General features: G+C 46.5%; 19 protein-coding genes and 1 tRNA gene. 14 read left to right on the forward strand and 6 right to left on the reverse strand.

The features are described from left to right. Window positions 1–2: 2 nt before the first annotated feature. Together DEH07_08250 and DEH07_08255 are read left to right on the forward strand one after the other, a co-directional pair. Window positions 3–1,088 (forward strand): cell filamentation protein Fic, encoded by a 1,086-nt coding sequence (locus tag DEH07_08250; GenBank protein HBY04501.1) that lies wholly within the window; start codon window positions 3–5, stop codon window positions 1,086–1,088. Next, complete coding sequence (locus DEH07_08255; protein HBY04502.1) at window positions 1,085–4,132, forward strand: restriction endonuclease subunit R; 3,048 nt, start codon at window positions 1,085–1,087, stop codon at window positions 4,130–4,132. Before DEH07_08250 ends, DEH07_08255 begins: the two co-directional genes overlap by 4 nt. 204 nt (window positions 4,133–4,336) lie before the next feature. Here DEH07_08255 and DEH07_08260 read toward each other — a convergent pair whose 3' ends face one another. From DEH07_08260 to DEH07_08275, 4 genes are all read right to left on the reverse strand, one after another. After that, window positions 4,337–4,549 (reverse strand): SirA family protein, encoded by a 213-nt coding sequence (locus tag DEH07_08260; protein ID HBY04503.1) that lies wholly within the window; start codon window positions 4,547–4,549, stop codon window positions 4,337–4,339. Next, window positions 4,539–5,633: a YedE-related selenium metabolism membrane protein gene (locus DEH07_08265; protein ID HBY04504.1), complete on the reverse strand. Its 1,095-nt coding sequence runs from the start codon at window positions 5,631–5,633 to the stop codon at window positions 4,539–4,541. The genes DEH07_08260 and DEH07_08265 overlap by 11 nt, the downstream gene beginning before the upstream one ends. Before the next feature lie 568 nt (window positions 5,634–6,201). Continuing rightward, complete coding sequence (gene corA, locus DEH07_08270) at window positions 6,202–7,263, reverse strand: magnesium and cobalt transport protein CorA (protein ID HBY04505.1); 1,062 nt, start codon at window positions 7,261–7,263, stop codon at window positions 6,202–6,204. 16 nt (window positions 7,264–7,279) lie between these two features. Beyond that, window positions 7,280–8,038, reverse strand: a complete 759-nt coding sequence (locus DEH07_08275; GenBank protein ID HBY04506.1) for an acetylpolyamine aminohydrolase — start codon at window positions 8,036–8,038, stop codon at window positions 7,280–7,282. Between the two features lie 19 nt (window positions 8,039–8,057). On the opposite strand from DEH07_08275, the gene DEH07_08280 reads away from it, so the two are divergent. The 5 genes from DEH07_08280 to DEH07_08300 all read left to right on the forward strand — a co-directional run bounded on the left by DEH07_08280 (window position 8,058) and on the right by DEH07_08300 (window position 11,982). Continuing rightward, complete coding sequence (locus tag DEH07_08280) at window positions 8,058–9,203, forward strand: threonylcarbamoyl-AMP synthase (protein ID HBY04507.1); 1,146 nt, start codon at window positions 8,058–8,060, stop codon at window positions 9,201–9,203. Window positions 9,204–9,250: 47 nt separating this feature from the next. Next, window positions 9,251–9,703: a low molecular weight protein arginine phosphatase gene (locus tag DEH07_08285; protein HBY04508.1), complete on the forward strand. Its 453-nt coding sequence runs from the start codon at window positions 9,251–9,253 to the stop codon at window positions 9,701–9,703. A gap of 86 nt (window positions 9,704–9,789) precedes the next feature. Then, window positions 9,790–10,245: a ribose 5-phosphate isomerase B gene (gene rpiB / locus DEH07_08290; protein HBY04509.1), complete on the forward strand. Its 456-nt coding sequence runs from the start codon at window positions 9,790–9,792 to the stop codon at window positions 10,243–10,245. Between the two features lie 33 nt (window positions 10,246–10,278). After that, window positions 10,279–11,529, forward strand: a complete 1,251-nt coding sequence (locus DEH07_08295; GenBank protein HBY04510.1) for a serine hydroxymethyltransferase — start codon at window positions 10,279–10,281, stop codon at window positions 11,527–11,529. Window positions 11,530–11,532: 3 nt separating this feature from the next. Then, entirely contained in the window at window positions 11,533–11,982 is a 450-nt protein-coding gene (locus tag DEH07_08300; GenBank protein HBY04511.1) for a CMP deaminase, read from the forward strand. On the opposite strand, the gene DEH07_08305 is transcribed toward DEH07_08300, so the two are convergent. Continuing rightward, entirely contained in the window at window positions 11,952–12,536 is a 585-nt protein-coding gene (locus tag DEH07_08305) for a 5-formyltetrahydrofolate cyclo-ligase (protein HBY04512.1), read from the reverse strand. The genes DEH07_08300 and DEH07_08305 overlap by 31 nt on opposite strands. Window positions 12,537–12,686: 150 nt before the next feature. Between DEH07_08305 and DEH07_08310 the strand changes: the two genes are divergently transcribed. Continuing rightward, a tRNA-Leu gene (locus tag DEH07_08310) sits at window positions 12,687–12,775 on the forward strand. On the opposite strand, the gene DEH07_08315 is transcribed toward DEH07_08310, so the two are convergent. Continuing rightward, a complete protein-coding gene (locus tag DEH07_08315) occupies window positions 12,754–13,107 on the reverse strand; it encodes a hypothetical protein (protein HBY04513.1) in 354 nt (117 codons plus the stop codon). The two genes, DEH07_08310 and DEH07_08315, sit on opposite strands and share 22 nt — an antisense overlap. Before the next feature lie 97 nt (window positions 13,108–13,204). Here DEH07_08315 and DEH07_08320 point away from each other — a divergent pair, with 97 nt between their 5' ends. The 6 genes from DEH07_08320 to DEH07_08345 all read left to right on the forward strand — a co-directional run bounded on the left by DEH07_08320 (window position 13,205) and on the right by DEH07_08345 (window position 16,064). Then, window positions 13,205–13,414, forward strand: a complete 210-nt coding sequence (locus tag DEH07_08320) for a hypothetical protein (GenBank protein ID HBY04514.1) — start codon at window positions 13,205–13,207, stop codon at window positions 13,412–13,414. Between the two features lie 5 nt (window positions 13,415–13,419). After that, a complete protein-coding gene (locus DEH07_08325; GenBank protein ID HBY04515.1) occupies window positions 13,420–14,022 on the forward strand; it encodes a hypothetical protein in 603 nt (200 codons plus the stop codon). 306 nt (window positions 14,023–14,328) lie between these two features. Next, window positions 14,329–14,952 carry an undecaprenyl-diphosphatase gene (locus DEH07_08330; GenBank protein ID HBY04516.1) on the forward strand — a complete coding sequence of 208 codons (624 nt, stop codon included), beginning with the start codon at window positions 14,329–14,331 and terminating at the stop codon, window positions 14,950–14,952. Beyond that, window positions 14,889–15,089 carry a hypothetical protein gene (locus DEH07_08335; GenBank protein ID HBY04517.1) on the forward strand — a complete coding sequence of 67 codons (201 nt, stop codon included), beginning with the start codon at window positions 14,889–14,891 and terminating at the stop codon, window positions 15,087–15,089. The genes DEH07_08330 and DEH07_08335 overlap by 64 nt, the downstream gene beginning before the upstream one ends. Continuing rightward, on the forward strand, window positions 15,086–15,250 hold the full coding sequence (locus tag DEH07_08340; GenBank protein ID HBY04518.1) for a hypothetical protein: 165 nt from the start codon (window positions 15,086–15,088) through the stop codon (window positions 15,248–15,250). The genes DEH07_08335 and DEH07_08340 overlap by 4 nt, the downstream gene beginning before the upstream one ends. 1 nt (window position 15,251) lies before the next feature. Next, entirely contained in the window at window positions 15,252–16,064 is an 813-nt protein-coding gene (locus tag DEH07_08345; GenBank protein HBY04519.1) for a hypothetical protein, read from the forward strand. Window positions 16,065–16,067: the final 3 nt, after the last annotated feature.

Genomic DNA, 16,067 nt, shown 5'->3' on the forward strand with positions numbered 1-16,067 from the left:
ATATGGCAAAGAAAAAGAAAAACGAAATTACAATCCGCAGTTCCGCCGCTGAGTATCTGACTTTTATAGCATCAACGGGCGATAGTCAGGATAGCTTTGAAATGCGGTATGAGGACGAAAATATCTGGCTGACACAAAAAATGATGGCTACGTTGTACGATGTATCGGTTTCCGCCATCAACCAGCATATTAAAAAAGTTTTTGATGACGGCGAATTGGATCCGGATTCAGTTATTAAGAAATACTTAATAACTGCTGCCGACGGCAAGCAGTACGGTACAAACCATTATAACCTGCAAATGGTTATCGCCGTTGGGTTTAAAGTGAATAATCAACGTGCTGTTCGCTTTCGTGTTTGGGCAAACCAGATCGTAGAGCAGTATACGATTAAAGGCTGGGTTATGGATTCCGAGCGCCTTAAAAATGGCGGCAGTATCCTTACTGAGAAATATTTTGAGGAACAGCTTGAAAAAATCCGTGAGATACGCCTTAGTGAGCGGAAATTCTATCAGAAAATCACCGATATTTACGCTACTGCGCTTGATTATGACAAATCGGCAAAGACAACTAAAGACTTTTTCGCAAAAGTACAGAACAAAATGCACTTTGCCGTCCACGGTCATACGGCGTCAGAAGTAATATACAAACGTGCCGATGCCGAAAAGCCTTATATGGGGCTTACAACATGGAAAGATGCGCCGGACGGTAAGATAATCAAGAACGATGTTTCGATAGCGAAGAACTATCTTACTGAAGATGAGATGCGTTCTTTGGAACTGATTGTGTCAGCGTATCTCGACCTTGCGGAGAACAGAGCCAGAAGGCATATTCCGATGACAATGGAAGATTGGGCAAAACGGCTTGATATTTTCTTGCAGGCGGACGACCATGCAATTCTGAGGGATGCAGGGCAAATTACAGCAGAGATTGCCAAATTGCATGCCGAAACTGAATTTGAGAAGTACCGCATTGTTCAGGACAGGCTTTTTATGTCCGATTACGACAAATACATCCATGAGCTTGAACAGTTGCGGCAACAGGAAAAGGAGGAATCCAAACCGGATTCGAAAGGCGGCGCCGGCGAATGAAACTGCAGTTTAAGCACCAGAAATTCCAGGCAGACGCGGCAAAGGCAGTGTGTAATGTGTTTGCCGGACAGCCGTACCTCACGCCCAGTTATATGATGGACAAGGGTTATGTAAAATATGATCAGATAACAACAGACGAAGCGGAACGCTTCACCGGTTTTGGCAACTCCAAACTCATGCCGGAATTAAACGACGGAATTATCCTTGATAACATTAATAAAATCCAGCGAAGCAATCAGATTGAGCCTTCCAGGCAATTGGAGGGGCGTTATAACCTGACGGTGGAAATGGAAACCGGAGTCGGCAAGACTTATACATATATCAAGACCATGTACGAGCTGAACAAGCGATACGGCTGGAGCAAGTTCATTATCGTTGTGCCCAGCGTCGCCATACGTGAGGGTGTGTATAAGTCTTTCCAGATTACAGAGGAGCATTTTGCCGAGGAATACGGGAAGAAAATCCGGTATTTCATCTACAATTCCGCACAGCTGACGGAGATAGACCGCTTCGCTTCCGACAGCGCCATCAATGTGATGATTATAAATTCTCAGGCGTTTAACGCCCGCGGCAAGGATGCCCGGCGTATTTATATGAAGCTGGATGAGTTCAGAAGCCGCAAGCCTATTGATATTCTTGCAAAAACGAATCCCATTCTGGTTATCGACGAGCCTCAGTCTGTGGAAGGAGCGGCTACAAAAGAGCGCTTGAAGGAATTTAACCCGCTGGTAACTCTGCGATATTCTGCAACGCACAAGAAGGACAGCGTTTACAATATGATTTATCGCCTGGACGCAATGGAAGCTTATAACAAGAAGCTGGTCAAAAAGATTGCCGTTAAGGGTGTTTCCGTCGCGGGCAGCACGGCGACAGAAGGTTATGTATATCTGGAAAGCATCAACCTCTCCAAGGGCAACCCTACTGCCACCATTGAGTTTGACGTGAAAGGCGCCAGAGGGGTTCGCAAGTCAACACGCATTGTCGGCGAGAGGTATAACCTGTTCCCCAATTCCGGTGAGCTTGAAGAATACAAAAACGGATATACCGTCTTGAGAATTGACGGAAGAGATAGCTCTATCGAGTTTACAAACGGCATTAAGCTGTTTGCCGGAGATGTTGCCGGCGCGGTCAGCGAGGATCAGCTCAGGCGTATTCAAATCCGCGAGACCATACTCTCTCATATCGAACGGGAAAGGCAGTTGTTCTATAAGGGCATTAAGGTACTGTCGCTTTTCTTCATTGATGAGGTTGCAAAGTACAAGCAGTACGACGCTGCCGGGCAAGCTTTTAATGGCCTGTATGCCGATATGTTCGAGGAAGAATACAAACAGGCGATCAGTAACATCCAGCTTAAAATTGATGATAGTGATGAGTATTTTAAATATCTTGACGGCATAACTGCTGAGGAAACCCATGCCGGGTATTTTTCTATAGACAAAAAGAGCCGTCGTATTATAGACAGTAAGTTAGGCGACAGAAAGGAACGTACATCCGATGATGCGGATGCGTATGACCTGATTATGAAAAATAAAGAGCGATTGCTGGATCGCCGGGAGACGGTGAGATTTATTTTCTCTCACTCTGCTCTGCGCGAAGGCTGGGACAATCCAAATGTGTTTCAAATATGCACTCTCAAGCAGAGCGGCAGTGATGTCCGCAAACGTCAGGAAGTCGGGCGAGGTCTGCGTTTATCCGTAAATCAAAATGGAGAGCGCATGGATACGAATCTGTTGGGCGAGGATGTCCATAATGTAAATGTTCTTACCGTTGTCGCCAACGAAAGCTATGACAGCTTTGCTAAGGGGCTTCAAACTGAGCTTGCCGAGGCGGTAGCTGACAGGCCTCGTATAGTAACGACAGATCTCTTTAAAAACAAAGTTATTAAAGACGCCGGCGGCGCTGAACAGGTTATTGATTTCGACCTTGCCCAAAGCATTTATGAGGGACTCATCACCAGCGGTTATGTGAAAAAAGGCGCTCTCACCGACAAATACTATGAGGATAAGAAAAACGGCAATGTTGAAATCGCTGAAGAAGCTGCAGATTGCAAAGAGTCTGTAATAGCAATTCTCGACTCTATTTATGACAGCCGGGCCTTGCAGCCGGAGAATGCGCGTAAAAACAACATTGAGCTGAAGCTGGATAAATCCAAGCTGGGCTTGCCGGAATTCCAGAAGCTGTGGGCTAATATAAACGCCAAGTCTGTGTATGTGGTGGAGTTTGACCAGGAAGAATTGATTCAAAAAGCAATATCGGCGTTGAATCGTGAACTTCGTGTTTCGAAGATATTTTTCAAGGTCGAAACCGGGACAATGACCGATATCCAATCACGGGAACAATTGCAGCAGGGCGCCGCTTTTATAAAAGAGGAAAATGGGGTTTTCAAAGCTGAACTTTCGTCCAGCGCCACAGTGAAATATGACCTGGTCGGCAAAGTTGTCGCCGAAACAGGACTTACCAGAAAAGCTGTTGCAACTATCCTGTGCGAAATTGAAAAGACTGTCTTTGGTCAGTTTGTAAACAATCCGGAAGAATTCATTATCAAGGCGGCGCAGATTATAAACGAGCAAAAAGCAACGGCTATTGTTCAGCACATCACTTATAATAAGTTGGATGCAGTTTATGACACTACCATTTTTACCGAACCGGCGTTAAAAGGACAGCTTGGCGTGAACGCTATGGCGGCGAATAAACATTTGTATGACCATATTCTCTATGATTCCGCAAATGAGAGAGCCTTTGCGGAGAGCGTTGATAACAGTAATGAAGTGGCGGTCTATGTAAAACTGCCAAATGGCTTTTTCATCAGCACACCGGTCGGAAAATACAATCCTGACTGGGCAATAGCTTTTTACGAGGGCAAGGTAAAACATATCTACTTCGTTGCCGAGACAAAAGGCTCCATGTCCACCCTGCAGCTGCGTATGGTCGAGGAAGCAAAAATTCACTGCGCCCGTGAGCATTTTAGGGCGATCAGCACGGATTATGTTATGTACGATGTAGTGGACAGTTATGCGGCGTTATTGGACAGGGTAATGAGTTGATTCCTGCGTTATTAAACCCGGCTTTTTTGACCACATAATTTGAACATTTATGATGTGGAAGCAAAAGAGAGGCGCTATCCCTTGCGGGACAACGCCTCTCTTATTTAACCGTATCGGTTTGGGTGTACGGTTCAATAAGTTCTCCTATTAAACCGTGCGTTTACGGGTGTCCTTTATTTTCTTGCCTAAAGGATTTAGAAACAGTTATTTTGTTAAGGTTAGAATAGTATCTGTCCCATCTTTGACTACTTCTACTTTCCATCCTTTATTTTCGGCCAGGCGGCTTACATTTTCTTCTGCAGCGGCATTGCTGACCAGCACTTTTATCGTGCCGGATGAAATTGCGTTAAGCTGCCGCATGGTCATGAGGACAGGCTCCGGGCAGCTCAATCCCCGGGCGTCAACTTCAATTGACATTCGAACTTACCCCCCGTACTGATGGTTTTTGAACCAGATTAAATTTAATGTTTAAAAAGGCAATACCAAGGACAACTAAAAGGCCGATTACAACGGCAGCCTGACCGTCAAAGGGGACTCCTTTCGCACTGGCAGCCAGACCAAAGTTATGCGCAAAGGCAGCTCCTATAAGAAAGCCAAACACGGTAACAGCGCAGTCAGTATTCCCTTCACTGGCGGCTATAAGCTGACGAAGAGGGCAGCCGCCCATAAGAGTAATACAGATACCACAAAGCGTCATTCCCAGGAAGTTCCACAAACCGTCGGAGTGCGCTATAGGCTGGCCGGCAAAACCGACTTTAAAACCGCCAAAGATAATATTGCCAATTAAGGCAACTGCCAGCATGGTTAAAAAACCGTATAACAAATGCTTATCTCTGAACATAATGAAATCTCTTATTCCGCCAGCCATACATAAATGAGAGCGTTGAGCCAGTATGCCAATAATCAGGCCGGCGCCCAGAGATATCAGCAAAGGCGCATGTAAGGAGCCTGGACCAGTTTCGCTGAAAAACAAATAAGGGGATTTGAACAGCAGAAGAAACAAACAAAGAAGAACAAGTAATGGAAAGATATAGCCGTTTATTTTATTCTGGTTGCTCGTCGGGCCCAGTGTAAAACCACAACTCAGGAACCAGGCTCCCACTGCAATACCTGCCACCAGTCCAGCGAGACCTAATAATGCGTTCAGGTCGCCTGCGGCCAATCTTAAAACAAGACGGACGGGGCACCCTAAAAAAACAAGCATACCAATCATAGCCAGGACAGCAAGAAAGAACCTGGTAAATGTGCTTGAACCCCCAACGGCTTTAACCTGCTTTGTAAAAAGCGCAATTAAGAACGCTCCAAGAACCAAACCCAGAATTTCCGGCCTCAGGTATTGGACAGGTAATGCCCTGTGCAGACCTAAAGCTCCGGAAATATCCCTTAGGAAGCAGGCGATGCAAACACCCATGTTTGGCGGGTTGCCCATATGGGTTAGAATAATCCCAAATAACCCCAAGACACCGCCTGCCAATATTACCCATCCCTGTTTTTTCAATATAAATAACCTCCTGTTCTAGTTTATTTGATAATAATTGCTAAGTTGTATTTATTCTCTCTTTTATATATTGATACCTCTTATGGTAACTATAGAATAATATTATCCACAGACCGTTTAGCTATAAAAATATTAAATGCTCCTGTTTAGTTGAATTTGTCTTTATTCTTGTACTGCCGAAAAAAATAAAGGGCTTTTGAAAAAACCCTTTATGGCTGCTCTTTAACGAATGCTTTCAATAATTTCCTCAATCAAGATTAATTGTATTTATAAAAAGGCCTAATTGTTCCTTTATACACAGAAATTTTCGTTTTCGAATAATATAACATTACTCTTTGTTCCCCAATTCTTTAAAAAAAGCAAACAGAAGGTGTGCGTATGAAAATCATTGAGCGATCTAATGATTGGCTGGCCGGAAAGCTTGCTGATTGGCTTTAAACAATGGCCATGTTTTACGGGATTACTTTTCTTGTTCTTCTGCCGCTAATCTGGGAGCGGCCGGCAAGTCTGGTTGACTTCCGGATGAATAAGCAGGCGCTTTTCAAATATGGTCTGTAAAATTTCAAAAACATCAAAGCCATTTTTTCTTTCTGAAATATACAAGCATTAAAATTCCGAGCAGCAGCATGGAAAACAGGACGATCGGGTAACTGCAGCGCCAGTTCAACTCGGGCATATATTTGAAATTCATCCCGTAAACACCGGCAATAAAGGATAAAGGGATAAAAATGGTGGTAATAATCGTTAAAACTCTCATCACGTCATTTATTCTATTACTGATGCTGGAGAGGTAGATATCCATCATTTCTGAAAGCATATCCCGGAGAGTTTCAATGGTGTCTATGACCTGAATAGCATGGTCATAGACATCTTTTAAGTGCAGCACGGCAATATCCTCAAAGAAAGAAAACTCCCCTCTTTGAAGGCTGCTGATGACTTCCCTGGAAGGCCAAATCGACTTTCGAATCAGCAGCATTTCCCTTTTTAGTTGGTGAATCAGGCGCAAAGTATCCCGTGTAGGGTTGGTTACAAGCTCTTCCTCTAAAATATCAAGCTTTAACCCAATCTCCTCGAGGATTACAAAATAATTATCCACGATAGCGTCAATTAAAGAATAGGCCAGATAATCCGCGCCCATCGTCCTGATTTTTCCGGCGCTGTTTTTAATTCTGGTTTTGATTGGCAGGAAGGCATCTTCGCCGTGTTCCTGAAAAGTAATTACGAAATTGGAACCTAAAATAAAACTGATCTGCTCTATCCCCAATTTCTTCTCAGCATCGTAACTGAGAAATTTTAAGACAATAAAAAGATATGCGCCAAAATCCTCAACTTTCGAGCGCTGTTCGGAATTTGCGATATCTTCAAGAATAAGAGGATGCAGCTTAAAATATTTTCCGATATTTTCTATTGTTTCCAGACTGTGAATCCCGCTTATATCTATCCAGGAAACCACGGGCTTATTCTTCAAGGGCAGGAATTCTTTGATTTCCTTGATCTCCCTTGACAGATACTGGCTTTCCGAGTACTCGGTAAAGGTGATTTTAACCTGATCGCTTCTTTTTTGTCCTATGTGAACCAAAGTCCCAGGGGGCAAACCAGCCTTCAACGCTCTGCTGCCGATTGTCCGGACCATTTAAATTACCCCTTATTTATATTTGCTCCATTCCGCTCAACAGGGCTTTTGCGTTTAATCCCAAAACATTGTGATTATAGCCGCCCTCTAATACTACGAAGACTTTTCCCTGACAGACACGCCCGGCGGATTGACTGATTATTTTTCCTGTTTCAGTGTAATCCTCTGTAGTCAAAAGGCGTCCCCAGTCGGACATGTGCCTGTCAAAGCCGGCGGAAACTCCGATTATGTCAAAGTCTTTTTCGCTTTCCAGGAAATCTTTGAGATCATTTAAAAAATCCTCTCTGGTCTTGTCTGTTACATGGTGGTAAATAACGTCTGATCTCCCGTGGAAAAATTTTTCGGTTCCGTCCCCGAAATGCAGGTCAATATCAACAATCAGCGCCTTCTTGATTACACTGTTTCTGATCAACTTCTCAACGGCTACGGCGATATTGTTGAAATAACAAAATCCCCAGCATGAACCCGGGCTGGCGTGGTGCCCGGGAGGCCTGACAAGTCCAAACGCCTTTTCACCGCCTACAGCCAGTTCAGATGCTTTGATTGCCCCGCCTACAGCCAGTGAGGCAACTTCGAACAGCTGCGGATTTCTTTTAAACCTTTCAAGGTGTTCCGTCTTATGAACTAATAATATATCTGTCTCGCTCGCAGGTTCGGGCCGGATAAAAGGATAGGCTTTGATTAACTCATCAAACATGCTGTCCATCCTTCCATAGGCCGCCGCCGGATCGCAGGCGTACACTTCCCTGTACCGCTCGTGAAATACTACCTGCATATGCGTTCAAGCCCCTTTCATGATTAGATTATTCTTTAGCTTATGGTATAATAATAAAAACTTACAGGCAAGCAAATTAGACAAATATGGCGTGATAAACGTGTCCCAAAATTCAGTCAGGCTATGGAAAGTCGATCCTTTAAGACCGGACGGCAAGATTATCCAACAGGCGGCGTTAATACTACGATCCGGAGGGCTGGTGGCTTTTCCTACAGAAACCGTTTATGGCTTGGGCGCCAATGCTTTTGACAGGGAAGCTCTTGCGGGTATATTCAGAGTAAAGGGGAGGCCGCAGGACAATCCCCTGATTGTTCACGTCGCTGACCGAAAAACAGTTTTCCAACTGGCCGCCGAGGTTCCGCAAAAAGCCCTGATTTTGATGGAGACATTTTGGCCGGGGCCGCTGACGGTTATTTTGCCTAAGAGCCCTTTAATACCGGACGAAGTCAGCGCAGGTTTAAACAGCGTTGCTTTGAGAATGCCCGCCCATCCTGTGGCTCTGGAATTAATCAGGGAGGCTGGAATACCGGTTGCGGCCCCCAGCGCAAATCTTTCAGGCCGTCCGAGTCCGACGACCGCCGGGCATGTTTTGAAAGATTTGGGCGCTATGATCGATGCTGTTTTGGACGGCGGACCGGCTGATCTGGGGCTTGAATCCACCGTTGTAGATTTAACCGTAACTGTTCCGGCAATACTACGTCCCGGTGGCGTAACACCGGAGGAAATATCCCGTGTTATCGGTGAACTGCAATTAGATTTTTTGCTCACAGAAGAATGTGATTTAAATACAGCTCCTGTTCGTTCCCCGGGGATGAAATACAAGCACTATGCCCCGGAGGCGCCCCTATTTATTGTTGAAGGGGAACCATTAAAAGTATCCCGGCGGCTTGGCGAGTTGCTGCGCCAGTACTTGGATGAGGGTAAAAAAGTGGGAGTGCTTGCTTACGAGGAGGACGCAGGTCTTTATGGCTGCGGGGAAGTAATTATCGCCGGCCGGCGGCGGGAGCCCGCAGGGGTTGCAGCCCGGTTATACAGCGCCCTGCGCCATTTTGATGAGCTAGGTGTGGATGTTATTCTTGCCGAAGGCATGGACTCCAAGGGATTAGGCCTGGCAATCATGAACAGGTTATACAGGGCTGCCGGAGGCAGGGTAATCCGCGTTTGAATAAATAAAAAACCGCAGAAACGTCTTTAAAACGCGGGGTGAAGGAAATAAAAATACTTTTTATCTGTTCGGGCAACACCTGCCGGAGCGTGATGGCCGAGGCGCTGGCTAAAAAAGCTTTGCAGGCGAGGGGGAAGGACCGGGGAAATCAGGTAATGTCCGCCGGCACATCCGCCCTGCCCAACGACAGCGCTTCTGCCGGCGCAATTAAAGCGATGAAAGAAGTACAAATAGATGTGAAAGATCATAAAGCTGTTCTTTTAACATGTGAACTGGTTCGAGAGGCTGATTTGATTTTAACGATGACAAGGTCGCACAAGCAGCAGGTAGAGCAGCTTGAACCCGGTTCAATAGAAAAGACTTTTACACTTGCCGAATTTGCCGGGAAAGGTTCGGATATAATTGATCCTTTCGGGCGTTCCCTGGATTTATACAGACAATGTGCTGCAGAATTACGTTATTTAATCGGGCTTGCCCTTGACAGATTAACGATCTGGTAACTTTTTGGGTAAGAGGAAAATGTCGTTTGATGTAGAAATATTCTTTCAGTAAAATAAAACTTGGCAGTAAGGAGGTACCGGAAAAATTGCGAGTTGCAGTCGGCGGGGATCACGCCGGATGGAAGCTCAAAGAAGAAATAATTTCATATTTAAAAGAAAACAACCTGTCTTATCATGATTTTGGTTCTTTTTCAGCGCAGGAGCCGGTAGATTACCCTGATTTTGCCCTTCTTGTCGCCGAGGCGGTCCGTTCCGGGGAATATGATCTGGGCATTATCTGCTGCGGCACGGGAATAGGTGTTTCCATGGCTGCTAACAAAGTGCCTGGGGTAAGGGCGGCTTTGTGCCACGATACGTTTTCTGCGCGGGCGTCAAGGGAACACAATGATGCGAATGTTCTAACCTTTGGGGAGAGAGTAATTGGCCCCGGCCTGGCCAGGGAAATAGTTGATGTGTGGCTGAAAGCGGTCTTTCAAGGCGGCCGCCATGCCCGGCGGACAGAAAAAATAGCACAAATTGAGAACAAATATATTAAAATATAGATTATTGCTCTGTGAGCGGAAAGGGAAATAGGTATGTTCAAAGATTCCTTAGCAGCAGTAGATCCGGAGATCGCAAGGGTAATCAACCTGGAAATAAGACGGCAGCAGGATGCCCTTGAATTCATCGCTTCCGAAAATTCGGCAAGTCTGGCCGTATTGGAAGCGCAGGGTTCGGTTTTAACAAACAAATACGCCGAGGGGTATCCGGGAAAGCGTTATTACGGCGGCTGCCGGTATGTTGACATGGCGGAGCAGCTGGTAATTGACCGTGCAAAACAAATTTTTGGCGCAGAACACGTTAACGCCCAGCCCCATTCCGGTACCCAGGCCAACCTCGCAGTTTATATGGCGCTTCTTAAACCGGGTGATACAATCCTGAGCATGAGCCTTGCCCACGGCGGGCATCTGACCCATGGAAGCTCTTTAAGCATGTCAGGAAAATTTTATAATATTGTTCACTATGGTGTGGATGAACAAAGCGGAGTAATTGATTATGACCAGGTGCTGAAAATTGCTCTTGAATGCAAACCTCAGTTAATTGTCGCCGGCGCCAGCGCTTACCCGCGCACACTTGATTTTGAACGGTTTATGGAGATTGCCCGGCAGGTGGGCGCCTTGCTGATGGTTGATATGGCGCACATTGCCGGCCTTATTGCCGCAGGTGAGCACGCGAATCCGGTTCCGCATGCCGATATTGTTACGACGACCACCCATAAGACTCTGCGCGGGCCTCGCGGCGGGCTGATTTTATGCCGGGAGGAATATGCTACAAAGATAAACAGGGCTCTTTTCCCGGGTCTCCAGGGAGGTCCCTTGATGCATGTGATCGCCGCCAAAGCGGTGGCTCTTTGGGAAGCAATGCAGCCTGAATTTGTTACCTATCAGCGCCAGGTTGTCAAAAACGCCAGTTCCCTGGCGGAAGCTCTGCTGCAGAAAGGTTTTAACCTCGTCGGCGGCGGAACGGACACACATTTGATTCTGGTAGATTTAAGGAGCACGGATATAACCGGCGCACAGGCGGAGGAAGTTCTGGACAGGGTTGGTATAACCGTGAATAAAAACGCAATTCCATTTGATCCAAGGCCGCCCGCCATAGCAAGCGGCATCCGGATAGGAACTCCCGCAGTAACCACCCGTGGTTTGGACGAAACTGATATGCAACAGGTGGCGGAAGTTATCAGCCAGGCGATAAACAACAGGGATGATGAAGAAAAACTCCGGCAGTGTTCCGGGGTTGTCCAGAATCTCTGTATTAAGTACCCGTTGTATGAAGGGTTATCATAACGCATGACCATTCAACGTCCCTCATTTGATGAAGTGTACATGGATGTTGTGGAGGTAATTTCGCGCCGTTCTACCTGCCTGCGCAAAAAGGTAGGCGCTGTTGTTGTGGTGGACAGGCGGATTATTTCCCACGGTTATAATGGAGTAGTCAGCGGCGAGGCTCATTGCTGCGACACGGGAATCTGTTTAAAAACTCAGGCGGGCAGGGAAGATTTCAAGCCTTGCATGCATGCCGAACAGAACGCCATCTGCCTTTGCGCAAAGCGCGGGCTGGCGGTCAGGGGCGGTACTATTTATGTAAATGCTGATATCTGCGTTACCTGCGCCAAACTGATCGTAAGCTGCGATTTCAGCCGGGCGGTAGTGCGCCGGGATTATAAGGGAACAAGTGAAGGGATAGATTTTCTGCTAAGGTACGGTGTTCAGGTTGATTTATGGGCGGATGCTACGTAAATTACCCTTTCCTCGGTAACCAGGCAGTCCACGGGGCGGTCGTGCGGCCCCGGGGAAAAAGCGGGCTTGATTTGCATTTCGAAGACCGGGGCTATAGAAAAGGCATCGGTTTCATTTAAGAAACGATCAAAAAATCCCATGCCATAGCCAATCCTGTTCCCTTTCTCATCGAAGGTAACGCCGGGCACAATAACAATGTCTATCTCACCGGGTTCAACCGGGCGGAAACGACCGGGGGCAGGTTCCGGAATTCCCCACGCTCCGGGAGATAAATCACCAGGGTAAGCCAGTAAAAGTGATGGTCTTAGACGGATATTTTTTTTGTCGGTTGCGGGAACGGCAATCTTTTTGCCCATTTTCATTGTTCTTTGGATAAGTTCGCCTGTTTTTACCTCGTTTCTGAAATCGAGGTAAGTCATAATCACATTTGCCCGGCGGTATTCTTCCAGGGAAAGAATTCTCTCTGTAATCAGAGAACTTTTCAGGCTGACTTCTTCATGGGAAAGAGCCATCCGCGCGGCTAAAGTTTGTTTTCTGATCTCATTTTTGTTCATAACAAAAATAGAGTACCATAAAATGGTCCCGATGAAAAATATTTTGGCCGTTAGCTGGCGAAAACACCATGTTCCTTTGGTTTTCTTGCTTAAAGGTTTACCAATTGACAAATAACAGCCCCGTATGTTAACTTAATAAATGAGGTTTTTGCCGGAGTGGCGGAATTGGCAGACGCAAGGGACTTAAAATCCCTCGAAGGTTACCCTTCGTACCGGTTCAAGTCCGGTCTCCGGCACCAGCGTTATCCGTACCTATATTTAATTTTAAAACAACTTGGATATCGTCGGAAACAGTGATTTCGTGGACATAGTTGTCCACGATTGTTTTTTTCTTCTCACTATCGACACGGTCGAGGATGGCTGTTTTAAACCTGCTGAAGTATTCGAGGATCATTTCCCGTGTGATCCTTTGCGGCGGTTGTTTGGGCAGGTTATTAAGCTGCTCTTCCAGTTCGTCTTTTTGTTTCTGCAACTTCCTGATCGCTCTGTCGAATGGCCGCCAGGCAGCTCCGTCTAATACCTGTTTGACGATTTTATCCATCCTGGCATCTATTGCCCGAATATTTTTCATGAGTTCCTTGCTTGCCTGCGTGTACCGCTTGTCCTGCTCATTTGCTATGGCATAAATTTTATTGATCATTTAAACCAATGAGAAGGAGGCTAGTTAAATGGTTAATAAAACGAGAGCGGCTATAGCGGCGCTGCCGGCGACGGGCAGCCAATCGGCCTGCTGCCAGGGGAACTCACACTGCTGGATCTGCCGGAGCTTTACAGGGATTTTTGCAGTGAGCTTCCCTTCGACGCGATTCAACGCACCAAAAGAAGCGAGACCCAAAAAGGCTACGACACTGACGGGTACGGCTACCAGTATTGCATAGATAAGATGAATAACATAGCCGGCCTGGGGCACTGGCGCATAATTGCAGAGGAAGTTTTTTGCGAACAAGGGGAGTACAGCAGCGGCCGGAAGGCTTACGAGGTAGGGTATGACGTAATCATCCGGCTCGGCAACTGGACGCCGGCCGGCTTTCAAGTCCTGGCTGAAACACCGAAGACACCGGGCGGCCATGTTTCCGCGCTTAAAACTGACACCCGAAAAGGAGCGTTAACCAATGCCATCAAGAAGGCGATCGCGTTTTTCGGCATCGGGGCGGCGGCATACCGTGGGGAACTTGATGATGACAACCTCCCACCCGAAGGCCGCCAACTGGCACAGGGGTACACTCGCCAGGCTGTGCCGGCAACCAGGCAGCAAACGCAGCCGGCCGAGAACGGCAGGCAGAATAAAAGCAGCGGTGAGGCAAGGCCGGGCAGCGTAATGCCCGAAGCCGGGCAGGCTGAAAAAAACATGAATACCTTACCCGATTGGGCAACTGACGAGCCGCCGGGCTGGATGCAGCAACCGGCTATAGTTAGTCAGCCGGTTGCTAACGGCGGAGGAAACGGCGGCGCTGGCAACGGTAACGGGAGGAGGCGCTTGTTTTGAAAATCAACAGGATCATCAAGTTTTTTCCATATGTATCCTCTTTCATTTGGATTTGATTCAGCGTTGATTTTAACTAAATTATTATAATTTACACTCATCTGCGGAAATAATGAATTTACTTAAGGAAGCAGGCTTTGAAATAGTTGATAAACGGCAGACTATATATTCTCTTGAGAACAAGAATCAAGAAATTAAACATGGAACTGGGGAAGGCGTTTTTGCTGTAATTAAAGCTCAAAAGCGTTGACCCCTTTATTGGTGCATTCATCGCATAGTCTGGCGATTGAATCATATTTGCTGGAGGTAATAATGAGTAACATGTTAGTTGCGGTTATACTGGGCATTGTTGAAGGTGTAACTGAGTTTCTGCCGATTTCTTCAACCGGTCATCTCATACTTGTAAATAGACTGGCTGGATTTACGGGTAATTTTGCAAATACATTTGATGTGGTTATCCAGCTGGGCGCTATTCTTTCGGTAGTTGTATATTTCTGGCAACGTATAAATCCTTTTAGCAATACTAAGACGAATCAAGAGAAAAGCGAGACCTGGGATTTGTGGAAAAAAACAATTGTGGGGATTATTCCTGCTTTGCTTATCGGCGGCGCCATTGGTAAAGTTGTTGAGGAAAAATTGTTTAATCCTCTGATCGTTGCCTTGGCGTTATTGATTGGTGGCATCGTGTTAATTATTATTGAGAATCGAGACAGGGTGAATAATATAAATTCAATCAAGACGCTTAATTACAAGACAGCCTTTTATATTGGTTTGATTCAGTGCCTGGCTATGATTCCTGGTACATCACGGTCTGCTGCGACAATTATCGGAGCGATGATTTTGGGAGCTTCAAGGAGCGTGGCAGCTGAATTTTCTTTCTTCCTTGCTATTCCTACAATGATGCCCGGAAAAAAGTTGCGGAATCCCTGGTGAATGGGAAAGTACTTTTCATTGAGGGCGGTGAATACCGTCTTTGTGACGGCCGCGGAAAGTTATGCGGCGGCAAAGGTGGCTGTCGTAGATACAGGTGCGATAGAGGCATATTGAATAATGAGGATAGGGGTGATTGACTATCTATTCAGAGAAAGTGGTAGAACATTTTATGAGTCCACAAAACGCATATAGTATGCCAGATGCAGATGCTGAAGGAAGTTTCGGAGATCCGTCCTGCGGGGATGCATTAACGTTTTATCTAAAAGTCAAAGATGATTTTATTAAAGAGATAAGCTAACTTGAAAGACCTGATCGTACGACCTATCATTTCCGGAGAGGAGAACGACTGGAACACCTTAATGGCCAAGCGCCACTATTTAGGCTTTCACTGCCTGTCAGGCAGGAACCTTAAATACGTGGCCCTGCTCAATGGCCAGTGGGTAGCGCTAATCGGCTGGGGTACCGCAGCCTTGAAATGCAGCCCCCGGGATAGGTGGATCAATTGGTCAGATGAGCAGAAATACGAACGGTTGCAGTATATCACCAACAATCAGCGTTTTCTTATCCTGCCAGGTGTATCAATCAAAAACCTGGCATCCAGGGTGCTGGCGCTGAATGTCAAACGGCTGTCCGCCAACTGGGAAACCGTCTATGGACACCCGATCGTCATGGTAGAAACATTCATGGATCACAGCCGCTTTAAAGCCATCTGTTATCGGGCTGCCGGATGGGTTCCCTTGGGCATGACTACGGGTTATGGTCGTACAGGCGGCATCTATTACTACCACGGACAGTCAAAAACCGTCCTTGTAAAACCGTTGCTCAAAAATGCTGCCACAATTCTCTCCGCCCCGTTTCTTCCTTCAGAACTAACAGGAGGGGAACGAGCGATGGTCGATTTAAACACGGTTTCTATTGAAAGCAAGGGAGGATTGCTGGATTACCTGGCATTGCTGAAAGACTCCCGAAAAAAGCGTGGTATCCGGCACTCCCAAATCTCTATCCTGGCGGTGGCCATCTGTGCCCTCCTTTCTGGAGCGAGGTGCTTTCTTTCTATCGGTGAATGGGCAGCCTGTCTGAACCAGGAAATAAAGAGGATGGACCAAAAGTAGTTA

It is taken from the genome of Desulfotomaculum sp. (assembly GCA_003513005.1).
Taxonomy (GTDB): Bacteria; Bacillota; Desulfotomaculia; order Desulfotomaculales; family Nap2-2B; genus 46-80.